The following is a 24,440-nucleotide window of genomic DNA, read 5'->3' as shown; positions in this document are numbered from 1 at the left end:
CTTGCTAGAACGAGACGCTGACCGAGGCGATCAGGCTGCCGTCACAAGAGTTGCCGCCGCATTCTGTGTCCGAAATATCCGTATCGACATAATCGAGGGCAAAGGTCACGATATCTGGGGTGTAGCTCACGCCGATCGACCAGACCGAATAGTCCGGCACGCCGTAGACGCCGCTTTCCTCCACATACTGATAACCGTAATAGCTGTTGATGCTGACCTTCTCCGTCGCCGCAAACGAGGCTGAGGCCTGGGAGTAGGTGGCATTGCCCGACCCGCCAAAGAAATCCGGGCTGTAATAGCCCGCAAGCCCGAGGCTCCAGTCACCGAAGCTGCGTCCCCAAGTGGCGTAGCCCTCGACATAGTCGAGGCCGTCGGTGCCCGATCCGGCGTAGGCGTAGTAAATCCCGCCGACGTTGAAATTGTTGTCGCCGTGGCTGAAGCCATAGTCGAGCACGAAGTCGATTTCGGCGTCGGCAAAGCCTTCCACGTTCGACGCCCAGATCGACCCGGTGAACCCGCCCCGTGCCGCCGAGATCGAAGCCTGGACAGCGGGGTCTCGCATCGTCTGGGAAAGCCCGCGGAAGCGGTAGTCGGAAACCACGGCTGCGCCGCCGCTGAAAGCCCACGGGTCCTGTGCGTGGCTCGTCCCCGCGAGTGAGCCGAATATTGCGAGAGCCGCTATTCCGTAGCGAGAAATTCTTCTCGGAGGAGCGTAATGTCGCATTTTGTATCCCCTTTTGGTGCGTAGCAAAAGGGGACGCTAATTAATTGTTGTGCGGCGCAGCAAGGCCAGCGCGCAATAAAACGTCAGTTCGACAGCAGATTTATGACATTTCATAGCTCGTGGTTGCGCATTCGCCACATGATTTAGCACAATATTGTTCTAAATTCCCAGTCGAAGCAGGAGGTCGCCCTCCAGCCGAATCAAAAAAGGCGGCCGACACAGCGGACCGCCTGTTTCATGGGCGAATAGAATGCGTCAGAGGGCAGGGCGACCTAGCAGAAGCCGGCCTTTTTCAGGATCTGGTGCGCCTTGATGACTTCCTGCAGCTGCGCCTCGGCCGAGCGGTCGCCTTCGTTGGAATCGGGGTGGAAGCGCTTGACCAACTCCGCATAGCGCTTTCGCACGTCGGCGTTCGAGGAATTCGGCTTCAGGTTCATCGTGCGGAAAGCCTGGAGCTGCAGCCGCGTCAGGCGGCGGCCTTCACGATAGACGCCATCATCGCCGGAACTGGCGTCGATCCGGGTCTGGGCACCGACGGCATCGTCGATCTCCGCGAAGCCATGCATCCCCGCCCTCGCTGCGGCGGCAGCCCGTCCGTTCTTCGACATTTTCCATGTCGGCCGTTCGCCATAGCGCGCGGCATCGCGCAACTGCGCGGCCTGGGCGTCGGTCTTGCCCTCGAAGAAGTTCCAGTTCTTGTTGTGCTCCCGTGCGTGGGCGGTGCACAGCCACAGGTACTGGTTCATCTGGTCCGGCGATTTCGGCGCACGGGTTTCCGCGGGCTTGTCACAGCCCTCGTGGTCACAAGTGCGCGTCTCGGTCTTTGCCCAAGATTTCTTGGAGTTCTTCGAACCCTTGGTCGGCTTGATCCGGATGTCGAAACCGTGACGGGGGCGATAGTTGAACTGGTCGTCGGCCATGGTTGAATTATGGTCCTCATGCGCCCGACGAACCAGCCTTGACAGGACACAGGATCGCGGGCCGACTGCGGCATTTTTCCCGAAGGAGGCTTTATGGGCCAGGTGGCTGAAAAAATCGAAGGCAAGCTCAAGGCGCGGTTCGAACCGCTCGTGCTCGAGATTGTCGATGAGAGCCACCTCCATAAAGGTCATGCGGGGGCTCCGGAAGGTGGGGAGTCGCACTTCCGGGTCAAGATCGTCAGCGAGCTGTTTGGAAAAATGAACCGTGTCGAGCGCCAGCGCGCGGTCAACGATACCCTGAAGGACGAGCTCGCAGGTCCCGTTCACGCCCTTTCGATTCAGGCGCTCACCCCGGGAGAGGCCTGACCCGCTACTCTTCTCGCCTTGAAGACGATCACCGCGAAGGGGATCATCGACAGCACGATCAGGATCGCGCCCAGGACAAGCGGCGCGCCGGGGAAGATGACGCCTTCGCTGTCCGTGTAGCGGCTGAAGATATTCGTCATCAGCAGGGGGCTCGTCATCATCGTCAGTGACATAACACTGGCGATGGCGCCCTGCAGCTCGCCTTGGCTGTCGGCAGGCACGGCATGGGACATGATTCCCTGCATCGCAGGCATCATCAGCCCGCCGAGCGCCCCGACGGTAATCCAGAGATAGAGGAACCCGCCATCGGGTGAGAAAAAGGCGTAGCCGATGAAGCTCACCGTCATGGCTGTCGCGCCGACCAGCACTGACCGCGCTTCGCCGAGAACCGGAATGAGCTTGCGGGTCAGTCCGCCCTGCACGATGGCCGCTGTGAGGCCGACATAAGCGAGCGCGAGGCTGATATCGAGCTCCGACCACTGGAACTGGAACTTGGCGAAATAGGCAAAGACCGCGGGCAGGGCGTTGTGCGCGAACTGCATCAGGAAATAGGCGCCGAGCACCGTCAGCACGATGCCGTGCCGCCCGACCGACCACACGCTGCCCAGCGGGTTGGCCCGGAGCCAGTTGAAGGGGCGCTTCTGCTTGAGGGTCTCGGGCAGGGCGAAATAGCCGAAAAGGACGTTCACCGCGCCGAGCGCTGAGGCTGCGAAGAAGGGCGCCCGCACGTCGATCTCCGCGAACAGCCCGCCAAGCACTGGCCCGATGATGAAGCCGAGTCCGAAGGCAGCGCCGATCATTCCGAAATTGGCCGAGCGTTCCTCCGGCGGTGAGACATCGGCGATGACAGCGTTGGCCGTCGAGTAGGTCGCCGCTGTCGCGCCTGACAGGAAGCGCGCGATGACCAACCACGCATAGTTGGGCGCGAGGGCCATCAGGAGGAAGTCGAGAGAGTAGAAGGTCAGCGAGATGAGAATTACGGGTCGCCTGCCGAACCGGTCGGAGAGGGCGCCCATGATCGGCGACATGATGAACTGCGCCAGCGCGTAGACAAAATAGAGCCATCCCCCGAGCGCTGCCGCGCCCGAGATGTTCTCTCCGGTCACGTCCATCAGCAGTGCCGGCATGATCGGAATGATGATGCCGAACCCGATCATCGACAGCAGGACGGTGATGAACATGAAAAGAAGCGCCCGCCTGGGCGCTATCGCAGGACTCTCGGTCATCATCGCCTCGTGGGGTCAGGGGCAGTCCGGGTCAAGCGGAAGGGTTGGCCCGGAGGCGCCACCTCGTTCACGCCGAATCCTGCAACGGCACGATCCGCAGCTTGGTCACCTGGTTGCGGCGCTTGGCGAGAATCTCGAAACGGTAGCCGTGGAAGCTGAACACCTGATGCACGTCCGGGATGCAGCGCGCCTCATGGATCACGAGGCCTGCAACCGTGACGGCTTCGTCGTCCGGCAGGCGCCAGTCCATCATCCGGTTGAGGTCGCGGATGGTGACATCGCCATCGACGATGACCGAGCCGTCAGGCTGCTTCTCGACTCCGGTGACGACGACGTCGTGCTCGTCCTCGATCTCGCCGACGATCTCTTCGAGAATGTCTTCGAGCGTCACGAGGCCGCGCAATGATCCATATTCGTCCACGACCAGCGCGAAGTGCTGCTGGCTTTTCTTGAAGGCGTCGAGCTGCTCCTTCAGCGTCGTTGTTTCCGGAACGAAATAGGGTTCCATCGCGATCTCGCGGACATCGATCTTGTCCACGTCATTGCCGACTTTCCACAATGCGCGGAGCATGTCCTTGGCGTGGAGGACGCCGACCACATTGTCCGGATCCTCGTCGTAAAGCGGGATCCGCGTGTGGTTGGACGCAAGGACCGCCTCGACGATCTCCTGCTTAGGGGCGTTCACGTCGAGCATCTCGATCTGCTTCCGGTGCAGCATGATATCCTCGACCGTGATATCGTCGAGTTCCAGAGCGCCGCGGATCAGGTCGCGGGCCTCTTTCTCGATCTGGCCCTCTTCGTGGTGCAGCTCGATCGCGCCCTTGAGCTCTTCCTGCGGTGAGAGCGCATCGTCCATTGAGGTGACATCGAGGCCGAAAACCCGGTGCAGCGTCGTCCGTACAATGAGCTGCACGACACCGGTGATCGGCGCGAGGATCGCCACGATCCGGCTCATCACCGGCGCAACCAGCATGGCGATCGAATCGGCGCGGGCGATGGCGGCCGTCTTCGGCATCACCTCGGCAAAGACCAGCACGAGCAGCGTCATGACGATCGTCGACACGGCCACCGCCGTTCCGCCTTCGCCGAAAAGCTCCACGAACAACCCGCTCGCCAGCACTGAAGCGAGAATGTTCACCGCATTATTGCCGAGGAGAATGCCGCCGATCAGCCGTTCGCGATCTTCCGTCAGACGGCTGACGGCGGCGGCCTTCTTGTCGCCCTTGAGCTCCAGCGAGCGCATCCGCGCCCGCGACGTCGCCGTCAGTGCTGTCTCTGAACCCGAAAAGAACGCTGACATCATCAGCAGGAAAAGGATGAAGAGAGCCGTGGTGATCATAGGGCAGGGAGGTGCGTCTCTTCCGCGAGAAAGTCCAGCACTCGTGACGGATCCTGGTCCTTCGCCACGAAGGCGTCGCCCAGCCGCCGGAGCAGAATGAGAGTGAGCGCGCCGCTTTCGACCTTCTTGTCCTGCTTCATATGATCGACGAGCCGTTCGGCGGTGGTCTCGATGGAGCCCATATCGGCCAGCCGCGTCGGCAGCCCGGCCCTTCTCAGCAGCCGTTCAAGCCGATCCGCATCGCCCGGCGGACACAGGCCCTCCCGCACGGAAAAGCGCGCCGCCATGGCCATCCCGATCGCCACGCCCTCGCCATGCAGGATGCGCCCGTCATACTTGCCTTCCGCCTCGATGGCGTGGCCGAAAGTGTGGCCAAGATTGAGGAGCGCGCGTTTGCCGGCCTCCTTCTCGTCATCCGCCACGATCGCAGCCTTCGCCGCGCAGCTCTTGGCGATGGCTTCCGACAGCGGCGCGTCGTCGAGCGTCAGCACACCGCCGCCATGCTGCTCCAGCCAGTCGAAGAACGCCTCGTCGCCCAGCGCGCCATATTTCACCACTTCCGCATAGCCAGCGAGAAGTTCCCGCCTCGGCAGCGTGCCGAGGAATTCAGTATCGATCACCACGAGCGATGGTTGGTGGAAGGCGCCGACGAGGTTCTTGCCAGCCCGCGTGTTGATCGCAGTCTTCCCGCCTACGGAGCTGTCGACCTGGGAAAGCAGCGTCGTCGGAACCTGCACCAGCTTGCAGCCGCGCCGCAGGGTCGCGGCGCAGAAGCCTGCAAGGTCCCCCACGACACCGCCGCCAAAGGCGACCACGGATCCACCGCGCTCGACCCCCATGGCCAGGAGCAGCTCGGAAACCCGCTCGAACTCGGCCCAGCTCTTCGATTTCTCTCCTGACGGCACCTCGATCACCGGCAGGTCCGGCAGGACCGCGCGCAGTGCCTTTTCATGCCGCTTCCAGACTTCCTCATCGGCGACGATTGCACTCGGATTCTTCGTCAGGGCACGGATCCTTCCGGCCTGGTCCCCGAGCGCACCCCTGCCGATGACCACGTCGTAGCTCTTGCCCGGAAGGGCAACGGGAACGGTGTGCATCAGACAGGATCCCCCGCGCGCACGCGATTGCTCAGCGCCTTCACGATCTTTCCGACAGTATCCTTGTGCGGACCGTCATGACTCTCCACCGTTATGTCCGCCTGCGCATAGATCGGGCTTCGCTCCTCGATCAGCTTGGCGAGAATGCTTTTCGGATCGCCCTTGCGCAGGATCGGGCGCGTGTCGCGCAGCGCCGTCCGCCGCACATGGGTATCGAGATCGGCTTTCAGCCAGACCGACGTGCCGAGGTCCTTCACCATTGCGCGGGTCTCGTCATTCATGAACGCCCCGCCGCCGGTCGCGAGCACCCGCGGCCCTTCCGCCAGCAGGCGTTGCATCACCTTACGCTCGAGATCCCTGAACTCCGCTTCGCCATAGATCTCGAAGATGTCCGCGATACGCATCCCCGCCGCTTCCTCGATCTCGTCGTCGGCATCGGCAAAGCCGACCCCGAGGCGCCGCGCAAGACGGCGGCCAGTGGTCGACTTGCCAGCCCCCATCAGGCCGACCAGCACAATAGGCCGGGTGAGACGCAGCTCCGGGCGGGCAAAGGGAAAACGGGAAACGCTGTTCATGTCGCAAGGAAGCTAGGGCCGTTCAGGCCATCGCGCCAGCCGTGACGCGCGGGCACTGCAGAAGAATATGGACGAAAATGCTGTGCCGCGGCGACACTCGCCCCATGGACGCCAATGCGCAATCCTTCGGCCGGTACGCCGGCGCCTATGCCAAGGCTCGCCCGAGCTATCCCGACGCGCTTTTCGACTGGATCGCCGGGGAAGCGCCCGCCACGTGGAGCGTCCTCGACGTTGCGACCGGCTCGGGCCAGGCGGCCCGAAAGCTCGCGGAGCGCTTCGCCATCGTCCACGCCACCGATATCAGTCACGAGCAGGTCTCCCATGCCGTGCGCCGGCCCAACATCCAATATGCCGTCGCTGAAGCGGAAGCCTCCGCGTTGCCCGACGCCTCGGTCGATGCCGTCACAGTCGCCACGGCGCTGCACTGGTTCGAGTTCCCCCGGTTCTGGGCGGAGGTGCGCAGGGTCAGCCGTCCCGGAGGCCTCTTCTGCGGCTGGACCTATGGCCTCTTCGACGGTCCCGCTCCCCTGATGGCGCACCTGATCGAGCCCGTTCTCGCCATCATCGATCCCTACTGGGCCGAGGGGAACAGGCTGGCGCTCCGGCGCTACCCGCGCGATGAAATCGGCTTCCCTTTCATGGAGGTCGAAGCTCCCAGCCTCTCCATGACCATGGACTGGACCGTCGCAAAGGTCCTTGCCTTCATCGGCAGCTGGTCCGCCATGACCCGCGCGCGGGCCGAGGGCGAAGCGGCCAGGCTGGACGCTGTCACCGACCGCGCGCTGGCGGAGCTCGGCGATCGCGCCGTGACGATTTCCATGCCCCTCACGATCGTCGCGGGCAGGATCGCGTAGAAAGAGCAGCTGCGTTGAAACCTTGAGCCACGACACTGCGAACCCCAAGCCATAGACTTGCGGACCGGCACGGAGGGCCACCATGCAAAAATCCCTTTTCAGGAAGAAGATCACCAAGAGCGCCCTGAGAGGGGCCGCCATCGGCATCGGCGCGGCTGCCATTGCCTCGGCATCGGGCTGTAGCTGTGGTGCCTGCAAGCCCTGCGGCCCGTGCAGCGCCAAGTCCCAGGAGTATGGCTGCAATCCCTGCAACCCGTGCGCGGCGGAGAAGCCCTGCGGTGCCTGCAATCCTTGCAACCCTTGCGGCTGGGACGAGGAAGCCGAGGGCTATGGTTGCAACCCGTGCAATCCTTGCGCAGCGGAGGCGCCCTGTGGCCCGTGCACCCCGTGCAATCCGTGTGAGCCGCAGTAAGCGGGCGCAAATGCGTTGACAGGCAACGTTCACAACCTTTTCGAGGGCGCCGACCCCGCTGCCCTCGAAGCGCAGTTCGAGGCGGCCAGCATCGTAGCGGAGACGATGCGCGTGCTGCACAAGTCAGGCTCGAACACCGTGGCGGAGATCCTCCGCACCGGCGACGAGTTCATCGAGTGGCAGCACATGCCCCGCGGCGACGTGTTCGATCGCGAGAACGCTTCCCAATACTACTACCATGCCCATTCCAAGAAGCCGGACAGGCCGTCGATCCACGACGACGAGCACGGGCATTTCCACTGTTTCCTGAGAGGTCCGGCCATCGACCGGCAGCCTGCGCCGGGGCAGGAGGTGCCGGAGAAGCCGGGCGACATCGCGGCCCACATCATCGGCATCGGTATGGACGCAAAGGGCGTCCCGATCAGGCTCTTCACGACCAACCGGTGGGTCACGGGAGAGCTCTGGTATCCTGCCGAGGACATGATCGCGATGCTCGACCGCTTCGATGTCGATCTCTCGACGCCTAGCTGGCCGCTCAATCTCTGGCTCACCAACATCGTCAGGCTCTACCGCCCCGAGATCGTCAGGCTGCTGCGCCAGCGAGACGAGGCTGTTGCCCGCTGGGCCGAGGAGCATGAGGGCGATGTCTTCGAGGACCGAGGTCTCGAAGTGACAAGCGCCCTCGACATCGACCTCGCGGCGCGGGTGGAGGCGCTCGAGGAAGCCTATCAAGGCTGACCCTTTCGCGCTTGCCCTGGCTTCTCTAAAGCGCCGCATGTGACCCAGTTTCCCATGACACTCCTCGCGGCCGCGGCAGGTGGCGCCCTGGGCGCAAGCCTGCGCTACGCCTTCCTTTATTTCGTGCAGGGCGGCGCGCTCGGTATCCTGTGCCTCAATGTCGGCGGCTCGCTCGCCCTCGGCTTTCTCTTTGCCAGCGGGGAGGGGCGTTCCGAGTTCTGGACCATCTTCTTCGGCGCCGGCCTTCTCGGTGCGCTGACGACCTTCAGCACGTTTTCGGCAGATGCCGTCAGGCTGTTTGTCGCGAATCCTGTGCAGTCCGCGCTCTACATCGCCGCATCCGTCGTGCTTGCCATCACAGCCTTCGTGATCGGCCTGATGCTCGCGAGGGCACTATGAGCGGTGTGCAGAACATCAAGGTGAAGAACGACGAGGACGGCCTACGCATCGACCGCTGGTTCAAGGAGCGGTTCCCGCAACTATCCTTCGGCCAGCTCCAGAAGCTCCTGCGCAAGGGGCAGGTCCGGGTCGACGGTGGCCGCGTCAAGGGCGACCGCCGCCTCTGTGCAGGCGAAACCGTCCGTGTGCCTCCTATGAACGATCCGGGCGGCGCGCCCAAGAAGCCGCAGCAGCGAAGCCGCGCCGAAGCCCGTGAGGCACTGGCCGCGATGACGCTTTATGAAGACAGCGATGTCCTCGTCCTCAACAAGCCCTTCGGCCTCGCCGTGCAGGGCGGCGCGAAGACCACGAACCATGTCGATGCCCTGCTGCAGGATGCAGGCTCGGAAGAAACCCGCGCGCGTCTTGTCCACCGCCTCGACAAGGACACCGGCGGCCTCCTCGTCACCGCCAAGACCCGGAAGGCAGCCCAGTGGCTGACCGAAGCCTTCCGCAAGCGTCAGGTCGAGAAGGAGTACTGGGCCCTCGTCAAAGGCGTGCCCCAGCCTCTTGAAGGCCGCATCGACGCCGCGCTCGAGAAATCTGGCCCCAAGGGCGCAGAAAAAGCGCGGCATTCGGAGGACGGCCAGCGCGCGATCTCCGATTACCAGGTGATCGACACCGCCGCGATGAAGGCGAGCTTCGTCGCACTGCGGCCGATCACCGGGCGCACCCACCAGCTCCGCGCCCACATGGCGCTGATCGGCACACCGATTGTCGGCGATGGCAAGTATGGCGGCGCCGAGGCGAAGGTCGAGGGCCTGCCCCAGAAGATGCATCTTTTCTGCCGCAGGCTGGTCATCCCGCGCCCCGGTCGCCGCCCGCTGGTGCTCGAAGCGCCGCTCCACGGCCATATGAAAGAGACGTGGAAGCTCTTCGATTTCGACGACAACGCCCAGCCTGGATGGCCGGAGAACCTATGACCGACGGACCCAAGCGTTTCTACAAGGACGTCTCGCTAGCTGAGCGCAAGGACGGTTTCGCCGTCGCCCTAGATGGCCGGCTCGCCAGGACTGCAGGCCGTGCCGAGCTTGTCGCTCCCAAAGCGCTGGCCGAAGCTTTGCGGGCGGAATGGGACGCCCAGTCCGGGACGATCAGCATGGAAACCATGCCGCTTACCCGCCTCCACGGTTTCGTCCTCGACGCCGGAGAAGAGGGCCGTGCTGAGTTCATCGACACCATTGTCCAATACGCAGGCAGCGATCTTCTCTGCTACCGCGCCTCGGACAGGGATCTCGCTGCGCGGCAGGAACAGCTCTTCCGCCCCTTCCTCGACCGCGCATCTGATGAGGGCATGACCTTCACCATGACCGAGGGCATTGTCCCGGTCACCCAGGCGCGCGCCACCATCGACAGGGTCCGCGCATGGCTCGAAGACCGTCCGACCTTGGAGGTCTTTCCGCGCAAGCTCCTAACAGAGATCACTGGCTCTGCCATCCTCGCGCTCTATGCCGATCAGGACCCGGAGAATGCCTTCGCCGCTGCACGCCTCGATGAAGCGTTCCAAGCCGAGAAGTGGGGCCTCGATGCCGAGGCCGAAGCGCGCGAGCGAGCGCTCCGACGCGACTTCGACGACGTTTTGCGGTACCTCGCGCTCAGCCGCGGCTAGCCGCTGGTATAGACCCGCTGGGTCCGCCCGTGGATCGAGGTGAAGAGCTCGTACCCGATGGTACCGGCTTCCCTCGCCAGCGCGTCCACCGCCAGGTTCGGCCCGAAAATCTCGGCCCACTCACCGACCTTCACACCCGGTGCATCGGTGACATCGACGGTGATGAGGTCCATCGAAACAGCACCGACGATCGTGCGCTGACCATTGCCGAGCCACACCTTCCCGCTGTTCTCGAGGCTCCGCGGCAGGCCATCCGCATAACCCGTGCCAAGGGTCGCGATCACCGAAGGCCGCTCCGCCGTCCAGCGACCGCCATAGCCGACACGCTCGCCAGCAGGAACATCGTGCACGGACAGAACTCGCGCCTCCAGCGTTGCAATCGGCTCGAGCGGGTCTTGCGTTCCCGGCGAGGCACCATATAGCCCGATACCGGGCCTGACGGCATCTTCCTGCCGCACGCCTTCCAGCATCAAGTTTCCTGTCGAGGACAGCGAGAACTTCGCTTTCGGGAACTTCGCTTGAAGCCCCCGGACGATCTCGTCGAACCTGGTCCGCTGCTCTTCGTTCCGCGCCGAGTGCTCGTCGCTCGCATCGCTCATATGCGCCAGGACCAGCTTCACGTCCTCGCGCGGTTCCAAGCCCTCAAGCTCGTCGAGCCGCATGCCGAGCCGGTTCATCCCGATCTCGATCTGCACACCGCAGGAGCCGCCGGACCATGCGCGCAGGTCGTCAGCCCGGTAGTGCAGTGGGCGACAATGCTCATTGTAGGGACCGGTGCCCGGTGCCGCGCCGAAGACATAGAAAACGCCTGTCGTCGCCACGCGGCGCAGCACCGTCGCTTCTTCGGGATAGGCCACGAAGAAGGTCGAACAATCTTCCTCCATCATCACGGGCAAGAGCTGTTCCGCGCCCAGGCCATAGCAGTCCGCCTTCACCACAGGCATAAGCTCCGCCTGCGGACGAAGCTGCCGCACGGTTTTGAGATTGCGGCGCAGCGCGCCAAGGTCGACGGTCAGGCGCGGGCGGAAATCCTCGTACACGGATCAGTACCTTGAGGGGAACCGCTCGGGGTTCGCAAGATCGCCAAAGCGCGTGAGCTCCGGCTGGAAGGCGAGCTTCACGGTGCCGATCGGGCCGTGGCGCTGCTTGCCGATGATGACCTCGGCCTGACCATGGACCTCGTCCATCTTCTGCTGCCACTCGAGGTGTTCCGGCGTGCCCTCCCGCGGCTCGGCCCGGCCGAGATAATACTCCTCGCGATAGACGAACATCACGACGTCCGCGTCCTGTTCGATCGAGCCTGATTCCCTGAGGTCCGAAAGTTGGGGGCGCTTGTCTTCGCGCTGCTCGACCTGGCGTGAGAGCTGGGACAGCGCGATGATCGGCACCGCAAGTTCCTTCGCCAGCGCCTTGAGGCCCGTCGTGATCTCGGTCAGCTCCTGCACCCGGTTCTCGCCCGCTTTCTTCGAGCCCGCGAGAAGCTGCAAGTAGTCGATGATGAGGAGGTCAAGACCGTTCATGCGCTTCAAACGCCGTGCCCGCGCCGCAACCTGCGCAATCGTCAGCCCGCCCGTGTCGTCGATGTAGAGCGGCAGCTGCTCGAGCTTCGAGGAGGCATCATAGATCTCCTCGAAATCCTTTTCCGTGATGTCGCCGCGCCGGATCTTGTCCGAGGCGACGCCGGAAAACTCGGCCAGGATACGGCCTGCAAGCTGGTCCGCCGACATCTCCAGCGAGAAGAAGCCGACCCGCGCGCCTTCCTTTGCCTTGTACGATCCGTCTGCCGCCTTTTCCGGCACGAACGCCTTCGCCGCGTTGACGGCGATATTGGTGACGAGCGCCGTCTTGCCCATCGACGGACGCCCGGCAAGGATCAGGAGGTCCGAGTTGTGCAGCCCGCCGAGCTTGGCGTCGAGATCGCGCAGGCCCGTGGTCACACCCGAGAGGCCGCCTCCGCGCTGGTATGCAGCCTGCGCGATGTTGATCGCTTCGGTCAGCGCCGTCTCGAAATTCTGGAAGCCGCCACCATAATGCCCGGTTTCTGCGAGGGTGTAGAGTTCCTTCTCCGCCTCGGAAACCTGTGCCTGCGGGTCGTCCTCGATGTCGGCGGATTTCGCCCGCTCGATCATCTGTGTGCCGATATTGATGAGCCCGCGGCTGGTGTGCAGGTCGAAGATCAGCCGGCCATAGTCCGCCGCGCCCACCGTCGTCGGAACCGACTGCGCAAGCTGCACCAGATAGCGCTCGCCGCCAGCCTCGCGGAACGCGTCTTCCTCGCCGAGATAAGTGTTCAGCATCACCGGCGAGGCGAGACGCCCCGAGCTGATAAGCTTCTCGCACGCGGCATAGATCCGCCCGTGGAGCGGGTCATAGAAGTGTTCCGGCTTCAGGAAGCCATTGACCTTGTAGAACACCTCGTTGTCGTAAAGCACCGCGCCGAGGAGCGCCTGCTCAGCGTCGAGGGAGTAGGGGAGCTTCTGTTCGGCTCCTGCGGGTGCGGGGAGGGGTGATCCGTCGGGCATGAGGCAGGATTCCATCTTCGTGCGCCGGGGGAAAGAGTTAGCTTTGAACACACGGCCCGCTTGTGCAGCCTGCTGCACCGGGGGTTTGACTATGCGGGCAGGGGCGTCACCCTCTCACGAACGAGGGAGCGCGTTGTGATGATGAAACGACTTGGCCTTGCCATTCTCGCCGTGTTCGGCCTGTCGGCTTGTGAACTGACCCCGGAGGAGCAGGCAGCCCTGCTTCAGGGTATCTCGAACGGCCTCGCGGAGGCCACCTACGACCCTTACTACGGCTCAGGCTACGGGAGCGGTTACGGTTCCGGCTACGATCCGGGTTACGGCTCGGGATACGGTTCCGGCTATGGCGGGGTCCCGGCTCGATCGGTCAGGGTTTGCGCCGCCCGCGGCAATGACCGGGGCAGGATCACCGTGGTGCAGATCCGCAGCGGGCAAGCCCTCAACCGGGCTGTCGGTGGTGGCGTTTACCGGACCGACCGCAACTACATCTCGATACCCACCGCCTACGGCATCGCTCTCGTGTCGGTGCCGACCTGGGCGAGCATCGCCGAGGGTCCGATCTGGGGCACCGACCAGCAGGGGGTGCGTTGGCGCATCTCCGCGCCTTACGGCTGCGGCTGAACGTGCCTTGCACCGAGCGGGGTCGGCGTCCGCAGCGGCGATGACGATGGCTCCCCTTCAGGCATGAAAAACCCCGCATGGGGAACATGCGGGGCTCTTGGATGCTTGCAGAAGAAGCGGGGCTTACGGAGCGTCGGTGACGTTTTCCGTGGTGCCTTCTTCGGCCGAGGCGTCGGCGGCTTCTGCAGAAGCTTCCGTGCCTTCTTCGTCTTCATCAAAGCCGGTGCCGGTGACCTTTTCGACCACCTCTTCTTCCTTGGCGAGGACGTTCTCACCGCGGGCCTGGCGTTCGGCTTCTTCTTGGGTCCGGGCGACGTTGACCTCGATCTCGACCGTCACTTCCGGGTGCAGGCGAATGCGGACCGGGAAGATACCGATAGTCTTGATCGGTGAGTCGAGCAGGACGTTCTGACGGTTCAGCTTCAGCTTCTTGGTCGAAGCGGTCTCGGCGATATCGCGCGAGGAGACCGAGCCGAACAGCATGCCGCTGTCGGAGGCCGAGCGAATGACCGTGAACTGCTTGCCCGCCACCGAGCGGCTGAGCGTTTCGGCCTTTTCACGCTCTTCGGCGTTGCGGGCTTCGATCGCGGCACGTTCGGCTTCGAACTTCTTGCGGTTCTCGGCGGTGGCGCGGAGGGCCTTGCCCTTCGGCACGAGGAAGTTGCGGGCAAAGCCGGGCTTCACGGTGACTTCGTCACCGATCGAGCCGAGCTTCTCGACGCGTTCGAGGAGAATAACCTGGGTCATGGATCAGTCCTGCGCAACATAGGGAAGAAGCGCGAGGAAGCGGGCGCGCTTGATGGCGCGGGCGAGCTCGCGTTGTTTCTTCTGGCTGACGGCCGAGATGCGCGACGGGATGATCTTGCCCTTCTCGGAGACGTAGCGTCCGAGGAGCTTGGGATCCTTGTAGTCGATCTTCGGCGCCTTCTCGCCCGAAAACGGGCAGGTCTTGCGGCGGCGGAAAAAGGTCTTGGCCATTAGCGAGGCTTCCTTTCGTCGCGGTCGCGGCGGCTCATCACCGGCGAGGGCTCGGGGTCGAACTCGTCCACGCGGATGGTCATGAAGCGGAGAATGTCCTCTTTCAGCTTCATCTGGCGCTCCATCTCGACGAGCGCTTCGGACGGCGCGTCGATCTGCATGAGCGAGTAGTGACCCTTGCGGTTCTTTTTGATCTTGTACTGAAGATTACGGAGGCCCCAGTATTCGGTCTTCTCGACCTTGCCGCCGTTCTCTTTCACGATGTTCTGGAGTTCCTCAGTGATGAGGTCCACCTGCGCGGGGCTCACGTCCTGACGCGCGATGTAGATGTGCTCGTAAAGAGCCATATGCTCTATCACCCTTGTCTGGCAGCGGAGACGGGGCGCGGGAACGCTGGACCGCCTTCGGCTCGACTGACGGCGGGACAATCCCAGATGCCAGCCGACCGCTGCTCGAAACGCGGCGGCTAGCGGAAAAGGGGGCGGGGGGCAAGTGCTATCGGGGCTGGCGCGTCACGCGAAGCTGCTTACAAGGCTCTGATGCAACCGACTGACTTCGTGAAGAAATGGCGGGACATGGAGCTTGGCGAGCGCCAGGCCGCGCACAGCCACTTCAACGACCTCTGCGATCTTCTCGGTGTTACGAAGCCCCTCGACGACGACACCAAGGGCGACACATACACCTTCGAAAAGCAGACCGCGAAGGATGACGGCCGCATCGGTTTCGCGGATGTCTGGAAGAAGGGCCACTTCGCGTGGGAGTACAAGGGTCCCGGCAAGGACCTCGACGCCGCCTACCGCCAGCTCCAGCGTTACAAGGGCGCGCTCGGCAACCCGCCGCTCCTCATCGTCTCGGACACCAAGACGATCCGCGTCTACACCGACTGGACCAACTACGTCACCGAGGTCCACGAGATCGCTCTCGACGATCTTCTCGACGCGAAGAAGCGCGAGTTTCTCAAAAACGTCTTCGAGAACCCCTCGGCCCTCAGGCCCAAGCGCAGCCGGGACGAGCTGACCCGCGATGCGGCGAACGACTTCTCGGGCCTGGCCCAGCGCCTGCGGGAGAGGGGGCACGATCCCCACACCGTCGCGCATTTCGTCAACAGGCTGGTCTTCTGCATGTTCGCGGAGGACGTGAACCTCCTGCCCAACAAGCTCTTCCAGCGCTCGATGGAGCTGGCGGTGAAGAACCCGGCGGAGGCGCAGCAGAACCTCTCCGATCTCTTCCGCGCGATGAGCCTTGGTGGCCGCGTCGGCTTTGTAGCCGTTCCGCACTTCAACGGCGGCCTGTTCGACGACGACACGGCCCTGCCGCTGGAGAAGGAGGATGTGAAGCTCCTCGTCCACGCGGCCAAGCTCGACTGGTCGGAGATCGACCCCTCGATCTTCGGCACGCTGTTCGAACGCGGCCTCGACCCCTCCAAGCGCAGCCAGCTCGGCGCCCACTACACCGACGCCGAGAAGATCATGATGATCGTCGAGCCCGTCATCATCGAGCCCCTCACGGCAGAGTGGGAGGAGGTGCGAGGCAAGATCGAGGCAGAGCTGGCCAAGGCCGCGAAGGGCAAGGGCGCAACCCGCACCCGTGCGATGAACAGGGCGAAAAAGCTGCATGCGGACTTCATCGAAAAGCTCGCGGGGTTCCGCGTCCTCGACCCTGCCTGCGGCTCCGGCAACTTCCTCTACCTTTCGCTCAAGGCCCTCAAGGACATCGAGCAGCGCGCGAATTCAGAGGCCGAGGATCTGGGCCTCCCGCGCGGCTTGCCGCGGGTCGGGCCGGAGAATGTCCTCGGCATAGAGATCAATCCCTACGCCGCCGAACTCGCCCGCGTCTCGGTCTGGATCGGCGATATCCAGTGGATGCAGAAGAAAGGCTTCGGCACCTCGACACCCATTCTCCGCCCCCTGAACAACATCGAAAACCGCGACGCCCTGATCGAGCAGGACGAAGAGACTGGCGAATGGCGCGAAGCGGAATGGCCCGAAGCCGACGTGATCGTGGGGAACCCGCCGTTTTTGGGGAACAAGCGGATGATCGGTGAATTGGGGGAGCAATATGTTCTGGACGTCCGGGGAGCGTATCGCGAACTCCCGAAAACCGCGGATTTCGTTATGTTCTGGGTTCTTCGAACTTGGAAGCTGATCCGGAATTCAGAAGTTAAGTATTCTGGTCTTGTAACAACTAATTCCATCCGGGGGCAGAATAACAGATCGGTTCTACAAGCCGCCGCCGACAATCAGCAGATTTTTCGCGCGTACTCAGATTAGCCTTGGGCAGCGGACGGCGCCGCGGTCCGTGTGTCAATTGTCTTCTTGGGCGATCGCGGTGGCAAACGTTATCTCGATGGCAGCGAAGTCCCCACCATCAACGCAGATCTGTCGGCGCGTACCAGTGGCGTTGATTTTTCAAGGGCTGCACGTCTTGGTGAGAATGCTAAGGCCTCATTCCAAGGAACTATAAAGGTTGGCGACTTTGACATCGAGCGTGAACTGGCTGTCCGGCTCATAAATGCGCCGACGAACCCGAACGGCGAACGAAACGAACGCGTCGTCCGTCCTTGGGCTAACGGTCAGGATGTAACTGGCCGCAGTAGTGAAAAGTGGATAATCGACTTCGGCACTGACGCTTCTGAAGCGGATGCAGCGATGTTCGAAGCTCCTTTTGAGCACCTGTTGCACAAGGTGAAGCCCGCTCGGGCCAAGGTGCGGCGACGAAATCATCGCGAACGATGGTGGATATTTGGAGAGGCGCGGCCTGCTATGCGTCGCGCACTGACTGGAAGGGCTAGGTACCTCGCGACCCCACGTGTAGCTAAGTGGCGGCTCTTCAAATGGCTGGACGTTTCGGTGGTTCCCGATGGACGGCTAGTCGTGATTGCTCGGGACGATGACACAAGCTTCGTGCTCCTACAGGGGCGCATTCACGAAGTCTGGTCGCTTGCTACGGGAGGCTGGCACGGCAAAGGGAATGACCCTCAGTACACGCCAACGAACTCGTTCGAAACCTTCCCCTTCCCAGAAGGCCTCACCCCCGACATCCCCGCCGAAGACTACGCCGATGACCCCCGCGCCATCCGCATTGCCGAGGCCGCTGAGAGGCTGAACACCCTGCGCGAGAACTGGCTGAACCCGGAGGACCTCGTCATCCGCGAGCCTGAGGTCGTGGAGGGCTATCCCGACCGCATCCTGCCCAGGGACGAGGAAGCGGCGAAGATCCTCAAGAAACGCACACTGACCAATCTCTACAACGAACGCCCGGCTTGGCTGGACCACGCCCACGCCGAACTCGACCGCGCCGTCGCCGCCGCCTATGGCTGGGAGGACGACTGGGAGGCCGGGATGGACGAGGAGGACATCCTCAAACGCCTCTTCGACCTCAACCAGCAACGCGCCGCAAACCAGTAGGGCGGTCCCGAAAGCCGGGACGCCCTCCAGCGTGCGCGGCTCCAGCCGCTTTCATCCGTATCGCGATCGAATGGCGATCCTGCCTGTGCTGCTCCTTCGCCTTCTGCCCCTTTGCCTGTTAAGTCTTGATTCACCAGCACCTGGTTTCGCTTGAAACTATCAGTGCCGTAATATCCGTACTGAACTTTTCTCAGCACGCAATCTTGTAAATCATCGAAAAGCGATAATATCGTATTTCGATACGAACGAACCGTATCGGCAACCGCGGAGGAATTTCCCTCCGCATACATCACGAGTGTGTCCGACGGGTCCTGAGGCAGTCTCAGGAGGCAACACCCGGCTCGCGCCGGAACCCCGCAGGCTGGCCTGCGCCCGGAGGAACGAGGTCGAGGAGAGGAGACCATCATGAAGACTGTTGCTATGTTCGCCGCTGCCATCACCGGTGCCGCCGCCATGCTGGGCACGGCGTCTGCTGACGTCGAAGTGGAATTCAACGAGAAACTGCTCAAATCCGATGAAGGCCGCGCCGAGATCTACGCCATGTTTGTCGAGGAAGCCCTCGATGAATGCCGCGCCAGCCTTCGCCCGACCAAGCGCCTGTCCTCCGTTGCGACCTGCGCCCAGGACTATGTCGATAGCCTGGTCGATGACCTCGGCGATTGGGACATCCAGGAAATGAACAGGGACGGTTATCGCGCCGCCATGAAGCACGGCCACTGAGCCCCAGGGTGTCTTCAACCAGCGCACGGGCTGGGAGCGGTTTTGTCCTCCCGCTTCCAGCCTACTCTTTTTCCCACGCTTCCAGCGGGTCCTGGTGAACGATCACGTCCGTATCGGGAAAGATCGCCTCGATCTTCTTCTCGACCCTGTCGGCAATCTCATGGGCCTCGCGCAGGGTCAGGTCCGGCCGCATGTCGAGGTGCATCTGCACAAAACGCACATTGCCCGACCTCCGTGTCCGGAGATTATGGAAGCCGTAGGCCTCGGGCTCTTCGTCGATGATCGCGATGATCCTGTCGCGGTCCTCGTCTGGCAGCTCCTGGTCCATGACCTGGGGCAGGGCCTTGCCGACCAGCTCGCGCACGGACCAGGCAAGGAAAAACGCAGCGACAAGTCCCGCGATGGCATCGGCCCTGAAGAAACCGAACCGGGCCGAAAGGAACACCGCGGCCAGCGCGCCCGAATGGGCGATCACATCCCCGAGATAGTGCGCCCGGTCTCCCTCGACGACCAGAGATCCCGACCGCCTGAGCGCGAATGTCTGGAACGTGACCAGCCCCACCGTCGCCACCACGCCGAACGTGAGAACGGCGATCGCAGCCCCGCTATCCTCCAGCGGCTGCGGGTGCACGAGGCGCTTGATGCTCTCCACGGCGATGAAAAGCGCTGAGGCGGAAATGAGGAAAGCCTGGGCGAGCGCGCTGACGGCTTCGGCCTTCTCGTGACCGAAGCGGTGGTCATCATCCGGCGGCTGCGAGGCGTAGCGCACGGCGAAGAACGCCGCTGCGCTACCCAGGAGATCGAGCGCCGAGTCCGCCAGGCTGCCCAGAACGGCAACGGATCCTGAGACAAAGAAGGCATAGGCCTTCGCTGCGATCAGCAGGCCAGCAACGCAAAGCGCCGCAACCGTGCCTGCAACAGCCCAGCCATTCCTGCTTTTCGTGGTACCGAGACTTCCATGCATGAACGGGACATGCGTCGCTCCGGCCCCGCCGTCAAAAGCTATCTTTGCGGCTGAAAGGCTGGCGCAGTCTCACTTTCCGGGCAGCGCTGCAAAAAGAGCGATTTTTTTGCTGGCGGCGTCTTGTAACTCATCGAAAAGCGATAATATCGAGTTTCGATACAGCGCAAGTTGTGTCGCTTGAGGGGAGGCGGGATGCCCACCGCCACCTTGACCGGTAGGCCCCGCTGAGGGGGGGAGAGGGAGACGAGAATGAAACTGATGCTCACAGCTGCTGCTTGTGCCCTGACACTGGCCGCCACGGCCTCGGCCCGCGACCTGACGATAGACATCGATCTCGATGAGGAACAGCTCGCCACCGCCGAGAGCCGGATCGAGCTTCTGGCCGAAGTGGACGAGGCAGCGACCGAGTTCTGCGTTGCCAGCAGTGAGCTGACGGATGGTGTCATTATCGTCGATAAGTGTCGTGTCCGTATGATGAAATTCTTTGTCGAGAATGTCGAAGACGAACGTCTCGACCGGTCGATGAAAAAATATATGCGAAGCGAGTTCAAAGCGACCCGCTAAACTGCACCTTTTCGAGGTGTAGGCCCCGCTCCCGGACTGCCCCGATGTCCCCACCAATGGACCGGAGGCGGGGTCCTACGCTTCAGGGACGGCCGCAGCAACTGCCCCTTGCTCCGGTTCGCTCCCCAGACTGACCGCCCGGCTTTGTCCCAGCCGGGCGGTTTTTTCATGCCTTCCCCTACCTGCAATATTTTTCTTGACGAGCTGAAAAAAGTGTGGGTCGGCACTTGTAATTTATCGAGAAGCGACAATATCGAGAGTCGATAAGGACGACACTTATCGAAACAGAGCCAAGGAAATCAGAGAGCGGACCGTCCGCTCAAGGAAGAAGGGAAAACACCATGTCTGCATCGGGTCTCGCACTTACCGTCGTTTCGCTCATCACCGTCGTCATGAGCGCCGTCACCATTGGCGCCGCGATCACGCAAATGAATGTCCTGGTCTGAGCCACGCGTCCGGCCAAGAACAGAACTCAAGCGAATGATCCGCTCGCAGAACAAGGAATCAAAACAATGAAAGCCTCAGGTTTCGCACTCACCCTCGTCTCGCTCGTCACCGTCGTCATGAGCGCTGTGGTCATTGGTACTGCCGTTACCCAGACAGGGGTCCTGGTTTGATCCCAGAACGCCGCCGACCGGCGGACAAGACAAGGAAAAAGCCGCGCCGGGAAAATCCCAGCGCGGCTTTTTTGTTGGCTGAATCACGCCGCCTTCATGCGAATACGGTTCGAGCACGGCTGCGCGGAAAGACTGTCACAGCGACAGCAACTTAGCCGGTGAGTTCGCTAGAGGATCGACTGACCCGTGCCGGCCCAGTCCTTGACGAAGGCGTCGAGCCCCTTGTCCGTCAGCGGGTGGCTGAGCAGGGCGTTGAAGACCTTCGGCGGGATGGTCGCCACATCGGCACCCAGAAGGGCCGCTTCTTTCACGTGCAGCGGGCCGCGGATCGAGGCGGCGAGGATTTGGGTGTCGTAGTCCTGGGCGTCGTAGAGCGCGCGGATCTCACCGATCAGCTCCATGCCCTGTTGGCCGAGGTCGTCGAGGCGGCCGATGAAGGGCGAGATGTAGGTCGCGCCCGCCTTGGCCGCGAGCCAGGCTTGCGTGGCCGTGAAGCAGAGGGTGACGTTGGTATCGATGCCGTCCGCCGTCAGGGCGCGGCATGCTTTCAGGCCGTCCCAGGTCAGCGGCAGCTTGACCACGACATTGTCCGCGATCTCGGCCAGGCGCTTGCCTTCCTTGATCATCATGTCGGCTTCGGTCGAAGCAACCTCGGCGGAGACCGGGCCGTCGGTCATTCCGCAGATTTCCGCGATCACTTCCTTGAAGTCCTTGCCGGACTTGGCGATCAGCGAAGGGTTGGTGGTGCAGCCGTCCACGAGGCCCGTGTCGAAGGCCGCGCGCAGCTCGTCGGTGTCGGCGGTGTCGATGAAGATTTTCATGGGCCGCGCTCTAGTCCTCGCCGGGCGTTGAGTCACGTGGATGGTTCCGTTTCTCGCAGCACGCTAGAGATAGGGCGAGGAGAAGCCTGATGGATCCCGAGAAACTCAAGGCCGAAACCGAGATCTGGCTTGCGTCCGAGGGTATCGGTTTCGTTCCCGGCCTGCCGTTGATCGAGGAGCTGGATGAACTGAAGCCGCGCGCGCCTGCGGAAGTCATGCGGCGCGCCTTTGCCCTGATGCACCTTCTCGGGATCAGCCAGGGCGTGCGGAAGCGCCGGATCAAGAAAGCGCTGAAAGCCTATCGCCTTTGGGACGGCCTCACGCCGATTGAGCAGACGGCGGTCGAAAAGCGGTTTTTCATCCCGGCCTGGGCGCGGATCGATACGCGCTGGACCTATGAGACTATCGCTGGGCTCGGCTGGTGCCTTGGCGTTGTGGAGCTCAACCCGTTCGCGACTGCTCCCGCCAAGCTGCGCGAGATCATCGCTCCGTGGACGGATCCTGCAGCGATGCTCGCGGAGGCAAGGCTTCGTCCGAAGGAGGAGCTACAGGTCGCCCTCGACCGACACTACCGGTTGCACTGGGCAGCCCGTCATGGCGCTGCCGAGCGGAACCTGCCGCCGGAATGGTTCTCCGTCATCAAGGCGCGTCGCCACGCCATTGAGTGGGTCTGCAATCAGGGGACCGACTGGGACGATATCCCTTTGGACATCTAGAACCCCTCACCGATGTCCTTCCGGTAGAATCCTTCGGGCCAGTCGATCAGGTTTGCCGCCTGGTAGGCCTTGCCGCGCGCATAGGCGTAGTCTTCGCCGAGCGCGGTGATTGACAGGACGCGGCCCCCATTGGCGAGCAGCCTTCCGCCTTCTTCTTTTGTCCCTGCGTGGAAGATCACGATGCTGTCGTCTTTTTCGGCTTCTTCGACTCCCCTGATCTCAGAGCCTTTTTCATACGCACCCGGGTAGCCTTTGGTCGCGTAGGTGATCAGCACACCGACCTCGTCCTTCCAGTCGAGCCCGACACCCGCGAGCCGTCCGGTCGCCGCCCCCCAAAGCGAAGGCACGACATCGGACCGTAGGCGGCGCATCAGGAGCTGGCATTCAGGATCGCCGAAACGGCAATTGTACTCTACGAGCTTCGGACCGTCATCCGTCACCATCAGGCCGGCATAGAGGACCCCGCGATAGGTGACCCCCCGCGCCTTCAGTGCCCGGACCGTGGGCAGGACGATCTCCTCCATTGCCCGGTCTTCGAGTTCCTTCGTGAACCGGGGGGCGGGGGACACGCAGCCCATCCCGCCCGTATTGGGACCTTTGTCGCCGTCAAAAGCGCGCTTGTAGTCGCTGGCCGTGCCGAAGCGCTGCACGGTTTCGCCATCGGTGACCGCGAAGAGGGACACTTCGTAGCCCTTCATGAACTCCTCGATGACGAGCGAGCCTGAGATGTTGAGAAGGTCGTCGATCGCTTTTTCCGCCTGCTGACGGTCCTCGGCGATGATGACGCCCTTGCCGGCAGCGAGGCCGTCGGCCTTGATGACGAAGGGCGCTTCGAACTCATCGAGGAATGCTTTCGCTAAAGCCGCTTCGGTGAAATGGCCGTAGCGCGCGGTCGGAATGCCCGCCTCGTCGCAGATTTCCTTCGTGAAAGCCTTCGAGCTTTCCAGCATGGCGCCAGCCTTCACCGGGCCGAAGCAGGGGATGCCCGCCTCTGCCAGCCTGTCCGCCAGCCCCTCCGCGAGGGGCTGCTCAGGGCCGACCACCACGAGGTCGATGCTGTTCTCTTTGGAAAAAGCGATGGGGTCATCGACGGGAATGCACTCGCCCACTTTCGCCATTCCAGGGTTGCCAGGCGCGCAGACGAGCCTGCTAACAAGCTGGCTTTGCGCAATTTTCCAGGCAAGGGCGTGCTCGCGGCCACCGCTTCCAATAAGAAGGATCTTCAAGGCTGTACCCTCTATCTTATGTCACGTGACCGGCTTTATGCTGCGGTCGAGGCTCAGGTCTATGACGAGTGTGAGGATTCTGCGTGCGGCCGTGCGATTGCGCCGCTGGAAGCGGCGCCCCGGCGTGGCGGCGCAGCTCGCGCGCGCGCGCCGCGCCTCGCCCTATGCGTTGTCCGCATTGCTCAATGGTGCGCTCGTCCTCGCCCTGGCCGCAGGCTACACGTCCTTCGTTGCCAAGGGCATTCGTGACGGCGGTTTGGGTGACCGCGTGGTCTCGGTCGAGTTCTTCGACGCCATCCCGACCGAGGAGCCCGAGCCGGAGATCAAGGCAGAGGACACTGACGAGCCCGAAAATGCCGAGGTCGGCGCCGAAACCCTTCCCGAGGGCAACGCCATCGAGGAAGGCGAGGAGGTCGGTGAACTCGAAGGCGAACAGCCCCCCGAAGAAGAGGTGGGCGAGCAGACCACTGCCGCGCGGGTCGGCGTGGACATTCCTTCGATCGCCCTGCCGGAAGTTGATGCCGGGGAGGGCCGCCCCGACGGCATTGTCGGCGTCGACTGCTACGCCGTTTTCTCGGACAACCGTGAGAAAGCTCTCGAATGCGCGGGCCGCGAGATCCTGTCGGGTTGGCGCGCAGAGCTCGCCTCGACCCTTGCCGATGACTGGACCAGCTTCGCCGAGACGTTGGGGACGGGACGGCGGCAGATCCGCTATGGCCCCCTGCGCGCGCCGGTGAATCCGCAGGAGTTCGGCTATCCGTCCGGTCTCGAAGTCCCACCTGAAGTCCTGCGACAATACGAGGAAGCCCTGGTGGAGCTGCGGCGCCGCCAGGCGATCCAGGAGTTCGGTCGCTCCTCGGAGGTCGAGCAGGCGATTCAGGAAGAGCGCGAGCGCGACCAGGACGCAGCCACCTACAACCCGGTCAGCCCCAGCGGCAGCTGATCCGCCCTTGAGCCTACCGCGTGACTCGCACACATCGTTCTGC

Annotated in this window: 28 protein-coding genes; 14 read left to right on the top strand and 14 right to left on the bottom strand. The window is 63.0% G+C overall.

Annotation, left to right across the window (positions count from 1 at the left end; translation table 11 throughout):
- Window positions 1-4 precede the first annotated feature (4 nt).
- The gene (locus IE053_RS04800; RefSeq protein WP_189572597.1) at window positions 5-724 is read right to left on the bottom strand and encodes a TorF family putative porin; all 720 of its coding nucleotides are present in this window, start codon (window positions 722-724) and stop codon (window positions 5-7) included.
- 272 nt (window positions 725-996) lie between these two features.
- Window positions 997-1,644 (bottom strand): J domain-containing protein, encoded by a 648-nt coding sequence (locus IE053_RS04795; RefSeq protein ID WP_189572594.1) that lies wholly within the window; start codon window positions 1,642-1,644, stop codon window positions 997-999.
- 93 nt (window positions 1,645-1,737) lie between these two features.
- Here IE053_RS04795 and IE053_RS04790 point away from each other — a divergent pair, with 93 nt between their 5' ends.
- Complete coding sequence (locus IE053_RS04790; RefSeq protein WP_189572591.1) at window positions 1,738-2,010, top strand: BolA family protein; 273 nt, start codon at window positions 1,738-1,740, stop codon at window positions 2,008-2,010.
- Here the strand turns inward: IE053_RS04790 and IE053_RS04785 are convergent.
- The 4 genes from IE053_RS04785 to IE053_RS04770 all read right to left on the bottom strand — a co-directional run bounded on the left by IE053_RS04785 (window position 1,983) and on the right by IE053_RS04770 (window position 6,247).
- On the bottom strand, window positions 1,983-3,236 hold the full coding sequence (locus IE053_RS04785; protein ID WP_268249054.1) for a TCR/Tet family MFS transporter: 1,254 nt from the start codon (window positions 3,234-3,236) through the stop codon (window positions 1,983-1,985). The genes IE053_RS04790 and IE053_RS04785 overlap by 28 nt on opposite strands.
- A gap of 67 nt (window positions 3,237-3,303) precedes the next feature.
- Window positions 3,304-4,575, bottom strand: coding sequence for an HlyC/CorC family transporter (locus tag IE053_RS04780; protein ID WP_189572584.1), 1,272 nt, complete (start codon window positions 4,573-4,575; stop codon window positions 3,304-3,306).
- Entirely contained in the window at window positions 4,572-5,672 is a 1,101-nt protein-coding gene (gene aroB, locus IE053_RS04775; protein WP_229786058.1) for a 3-dehydroquinate synthase, read from the bottom strand. Before aroB ends, IE053_RS04780 begins: the two co-directional genes overlap by 4 nt.
- Window positions 5,672-6,247 (bottom strand): shikimate kinase, encoded by a 576-nt coding sequence (locus IE053_RS04770; protein WP_189572581.1) that lies wholly within the window; start codon window positions 6,245-6,247, stop codon window positions 5,672-5,674. The genes aroB and IE053_RS04770 overlap by 1 nt, the downstream gene beginning before the upstream one ends.
- Before the next feature lie 104 nt (window positions 6,248-6,351).
- Here IE053_RS04770 and IE053_RS04765 point away from each other — a divergent pair, with 104 nt between their 5' ends.
- From IE053_RS04765 to IE053_RS04740, 6 genes are all read left to right on the top strand, one after another.
- Complete coding sequence (locus IE053_RS04765) at window positions 6,352-7,101, top strand: class I SAM-dependent methyltransferase (RefSeq protein ID WP_189572578.1); 750 nt, start codon at window positions 6,352-6,354, stop codon at window positions 7,099-7,101.
- Window positions 7,102-7,183: 82 nt separating this feature from the next.
- Window positions 7,184-7,513, top strand: coding sequence for a hypothetical protein (locus tag IE053_RS04760; protein WP_189572576.1), 330 nt, complete (start codon window positions 7,184-7,186; stop codon window positions 7,511-7,513).
- Window positions 7,514-7,528: 15 nt separating this feature from the next.
- On the top strand, window positions 7,529-8,251 hold the full coding sequence (locus IE053_RS04755) for a DUF6969 family protein (RefSeq protein WP_189572573.1): 723 nt from the start codon (window positions 7,529-7,531) through the stop codon (window positions 8,249-8,251).
- Window positions 8,252-8,290: 39 nt separating this feature from the next.
- A complete protein-coding gene (locus IE053_RS04750; RefSeq protein WP_229786057.1) occupies window positions 8,291-8,650 on the top strand; it encodes a fluoride efflux transporter FluC in 360 nt (119 codons plus the stop codon).
- A complete protein-coding gene (locus IE053_RS04745) occupies window positions 8,647-9,612 on the top strand; it encodes an RluA family pseudouridine synthase (protein ID WP_189572570.1) in 966 nt (321 codons plus the stop codon). The genes IE053_RS04750 and IE053_RS04745 overlap by 4 nt, the downstream gene beginning before the upstream one ends.
- Complete coding sequence (locus IE053_RS04740; protein ID WP_189572566.1) at window positions 9,609-10,298, top strand: ATP12 family chaperone protein; 690 nt, start codon at window positions 9,609-9,611, stop codon at window positions 10,296-10,298. Before IE053_RS04745 ends, IE053_RS04740 begins: the two co-directional genes overlap by 4 nt.
- Here the strand turns inward: IE053_RS04740 and IE053_RS04735 are convergent.
- Window positions 10,295-11,338: an alanine racemase gene (locus tag IE053_RS04735; RefSeq protein WP_189572563.1), complete on the bottom strand. Its 1,044-nt coding sequence runs from the start codon at window positions 11,336-11,338 to the stop codon at window positions 10,295-10,297. The genes IE053_RS04740 and IE053_RS04735 overlap by 4 nt on opposite strands.
- 3 nt (window positions 11,339-11,341) lie before the next feature.
- Window positions 11,342-12,820: a replicative DNA helicase gene (locus tag IE053_RS04730; RefSeq protein WP_229786056.1), complete on the bottom strand. Its 1,479-nt coding sequence runs from the start codon at window positions 12,818-12,820 to the stop codon at window positions 11,342-11,344.
- Between the two features lie 138 nt (window positions 12,821-12,958).
- Between IE053_RS04730 and IE053_RS04725 the strand changes: the two genes are divergently transcribed.
- A complete protein-coding gene (locus IE053_RS04725; RefSeq protein ID WP_189572557.1) occupies window positions 12,959-13,441 on the top strand; it encodes a hypothetical protein in 483 nt (160 codons plus the stop codon).
- A gap of 123 nt (window positions 13,442-13,564) precedes the next feature.
- Here IE053_RS04725 and rplI read toward each other — a convergent pair whose 3' ends face one another.
- The 3 genes from rplI to rpsF are packed head-to-tail and all read right to left on the bottom strand — an operon-like array spanning window position 13,565 to window position 14,766.
- Window positions 13,565-14,188, bottom strand: coding sequence for a 50S ribosomal protein L9 (gene rplI, locus IE053_RS04720; protein WP_189572554.1), 624 nt, complete (start codon window positions 14,186-14,188; stop codon window positions 13,565-13,567).
- Window positions 14,189-14,191: 3 nt separating this feature from the next.
- Complete coding sequence (gene rpsR, locus IE053_RS04715; RefSeq protein WP_189572551.1) at window positions 14,192-14,419, bottom strand: 30S ribosomal protein S18; 228 nt, start codon at window positions 14,417-14,419, stop codon at window positions 14,192-14,194.
- A complete protein-coding gene (gene rpsF, locus IE053_RS04710) occupies window positions 14,419-14,766 on the bottom strand; it encodes a 30S ribosomal protein S6 (protein ID WP_189572548.1) in 348 nt (115 codons plus the stop codon). Before rpsF ends, rpsR begins: the two co-directional genes overlap by 1 nt.
- A 192-nt stretch (window positions 14,767-14,958) precedes the next feature.
- On the opposite strand from rpsF, the gene IE053_RS14420 reads away from it, so the two are divergent.
- The 3 genes from IE053_RS14420 (at window position 14,959) to IE053_RS04700 (ending at window position 18,546) form a co-directional block, all read left to right on the top strand.
- Window positions 14,959-16,689 carry a DNA methyltransferase gene (locus tag IE053_RS14420; RefSeq protein ID WP_229786055.1) on the top strand — a complete coding sequence of 577 codons (1,731 nt, stop codon included), beginning with the start codon at window positions 14,959-14,961 and terminating at the stop codon, window positions 16,687-16,689.
- Between the two features lie 492 nt (window positions 16,690-17,181).
- Window positions 17,182-17,826 carry a hypothetical protein gene (locus tag IE053_RS14415; protein WP_229786054.1) on the top strand — a complete coding sequence of 215 codons (645 nt, stop codon included), beginning with the start codon at window positions 17,182-17,184 and terminating at the stop codon, window positions 17,824-17,826.
- A gap of 405 nt (window positions 17,827-18,231) precedes the next feature.
- On the top strand, window positions 18,232-18,546 hold the full coding sequence (locus tag IE053_RS04700) for a UrcA family protein (protein WP_189572545.1): 315 nt from the start codon (window positions 18,232-18,234) through the stop codon (window positions 18,544-18,546).
- Window positions 18,547-18,607: 61 nt separating this feature from the next.
- Here IE053_RS04700 and IE053_RS04695 read toward each other — a convergent pair whose 3' ends face one another.
- Window positions 18,608-19,510 carry a cation diffusion facilitator family transporter gene (locus IE053_RS04695; RefSeq protein WP_189572542.1) on the bottom strand — a complete coding sequence of 301 codons (903 nt, stop codon included), beginning with the start codon at window positions 19,508-19,510 and terminating at the stop codon, window positions 18,608-18,610.
- Window positions 19,511-19,759: 249 nt separating this feature from the next.
- On the opposite strand from IE053_RS04695, the gene IE053_RS04690 reads away from it, so the two are divergent.
- Window positions 19,760-20,074: a UrcA family protein gene (locus IE053_RS04690; RefSeq protein WP_189572539.1), complete on the top strand. Its 315-nt coding sequence runs from the start codon at window positions 19,760-19,762 to the stop codon at window positions 20,072-20,074.
- A gap of 784 nt (window positions 20,075-20,858) precedes the next feature.
- On the opposite strand, the gene fsa is transcribed toward IE053_RS04690, so the two are convergent.
- On the bottom strand, window positions 20,859-21,512 hold the full coding sequence (fsa, locus tag IE053_RS04685) for a fructose-6-phosphate aldolase (RefSeq protein ID WP_189572536.1): 654 nt from the start codon (window positions 21,510-21,512) through the stop codon (window positions 20,859-20,861).
- 89 nt (window positions 21,513-21,601) lie between these two features.
- Between fsa and IE053_RS04680 the strand changes: the two genes are divergently transcribed.
- Complete coding sequence (locus tag IE053_RS04680; RefSeq protein ID WP_189572533.1) at window positions 21,602-22,228, top strand: DUF4272 domain-containing protein; 627 nt, start codon at window positions 21,602-21,604, stop codon at window positions 22,226-22,228.
- Here the strand turns inward: IE053_RS04680 and purD are convergent.
- Window positions 22,225-23,454, bottom strand: coding sequence for a phosphoribosylamine--glycine ligase (gene purD / locus IE053_RS04675; RefSeq protein ID WP_189572530.1), 1,230 nt, complete (start codon window positions 23,452-23,454; stop codon window positions 22,225-22,227). The two genes, IE053_RS04680 and purD, sit on opposite strands and share 4 nt — an antisense overlap.
- Window positions 23,455-23,578: 124 nt before the next feature.
- Here purD and IE053_RS04670 point away from each other — a divergent pair, with 124 nt between their 5' ends.
- Entirely contained in the window at window positions 23,579-24,397 is an 819-nt protein-coding gene (locus IE053_RS04670; protein WP_189572527.1) for a hypothetical protein, read from the top strand.
- The last annotated feature ends 43 nt before the right edge of the window (window positions 24,398-24,440 follow it).

This window comes from Parvularcula lutaonensis (assembly GCF_014651915.1).
Classification (GTDB): domain Bacteria; phylum Pseudomonadota; class Alphaproteobacteria; order Caulobacterales; family Parvularculaceae; genus Parvularcula; species Parvularcula lutaonensis.
The sequence above is the reverse complement of the archived record's forward strand: the minus strand, read 5'-3'. Positions and strand labels throughout refer to the sequence as shown.

Bases quoted from the DNA above. Each gene is read 5' to 3' on its own strand.
- IE053_RS04800 (WP_189572597.1), bottom strand. From the start codon at position 724: ATGCGACATTACGCTCCTCCGAGAAGAATTTCTCGCTACGGAATAGCG.
- IE053_RS04795 (WP_189572594.1), bottom strand. From the start codon at position 1,644: ATGGCCGACGACCAGTTCAACTATCGCCCCCGTCACGGTTTCGACATC.
- IE053_RS04790 (WP_189572591.1), top strand. From the start codon at position 1,738: ATGGGCCAGGTGGCTGAAAAAATCGAAGGCAAGCTCAAGGCGCGGTTC.
- IE053_RS04785 (WP_268249054.1), bottom strand. From the start codon at position 3,236: ATGACCGAGAGTCCTGCGATAGCGCCCAGGCGGGCGCTTCTTTTCATG.
- IE053_RS04780 (WP_189572584.1), bottom strand. From the start codon at position 4,575: ATGATCACCACGGCTCTCTTCATCCTTTTCCTGCTGATGATGTCAGCG.
- aroB (WP_229786058.1), bottom strand. From the start codon at position 5,672: ATGCACACCGTTCCCGTTGCCCTTCCGGGCAAGAGCTACGACGTGGTC.
- IE053_RS04770 (WP_189572581.1), bottom strand. From the start codon at position 6,247: ATGAACAGCGTTTCCCGTTTTCCCTTTGCCCGCCCGGAGCTGCGTCTC.
- IE053_RS04765 (WP_189572578.1), top strand. From the start codon at position 6,352: ATGGACGCCAATGCGCAATCCTTCGGCCGGTACGCCGGCGCCTATGCC.
- IE053_RS04760 (WP_189572576.1), top strand. From the start codon at position 7,184: ATGCAAAAATCCCTTTTCAGGAAGAAGATCACCAAGAGCGCCCTGAGA.
- IE053_RS04745 (WP_189572570.1), top strand. From the start codon at position 8,647: ATGAGCGGTGTGCAGAACATCAAGGTGAAGAACGACGAGGACGGCCTA.
- IE053_RS04740 (WP_189572566.1), top strand. From the start codon at position 9,609: ATGACCGACGGACCCAAGCGTTTCTACAAGGACGTCTCGCTAGCTGAG.
- IE053_RS04730 (WP_229786056.1), bottom strand. From the start codon at position 12,820: ATGCCCGACGGATCACCCCTCCCCGCACCCGCAGGAGCCGAACAGAAG.
- IE053_RS04725 (WP_189572557.1), top strand. From the start codon at position 12,959: ATGATGAAACGACTTGGCCTTGCCATTCTCGCCGTGTTCGGCCTGTCG.
- rplI (WP_189572554.1), bottom strand. From the start codon at position 14,188: ATGACCCAGGTTATTCTCCTCGAACGCGTCGAGAAGCTCGGCTCGATC.
- rpsR (WP_189572551.1), bottom strand. From the start codon at position 14,419: ATGGCCAAGACCTTTTTCCGCCGCCGCAAGACCTGCCCGTTTTCGGGC.
- rpsF (WP_189572548.1), bottom strand. From the start codon at position 14,766: ATGGCTCTTTACGAGCACATCTACATCGCGCGTCAGGACGTGAGCCCC.
- IE053_RS14420 (WP_229786055.1), top strand. From the start codon at position 14,959: ATGCAACCGACTGACTTCGTGAAGAAATGGCGGGACATGGAGCTTGGC.
- IE053_RS14415 (WP_229786054.1), top strand. From the start codon at position 17,182: ATGCGTCGCGCACTGACTGGAAGGGCTAGGTACCTCGCGACCCCACGT.
- IE053_RS04700 (WP_189572545.1), top strand. From the start codon at position 18,232: ATGAAGACTGTTGCTATGTTCGCCGCTGCCATCACCGGTGCCGCCGCC.
- IE053_RS04695 (WP_189572542.1), bottom strand. From the start codon at position 19,510: ATGCATGGAAGTCTCGGTACCACGAAAAGCAGGAATGGCTGGGCTGTT.
- IE053_RS04690 (WP_189572539.1), top strand. From the start codon at position 19,760: ATGAAACTGATGCTCACAGCTGCTGCTTGTGCCCTGACACTGGCCGCC.
- fsa (WP_189572536.1), bottom strand. From the start codon at position 21,512: ATGAAAATCTTCATCGACACCGCCGACACCGACGAGCTGCGCGCGGCC.
- IE053_RS04680 (WP_189572533.1), top strand. From the start codon at position 21,602: ATGGATCCCGAGAAACTCAAGGCCGAAACCGAGATCTGGCTTGCGTCC.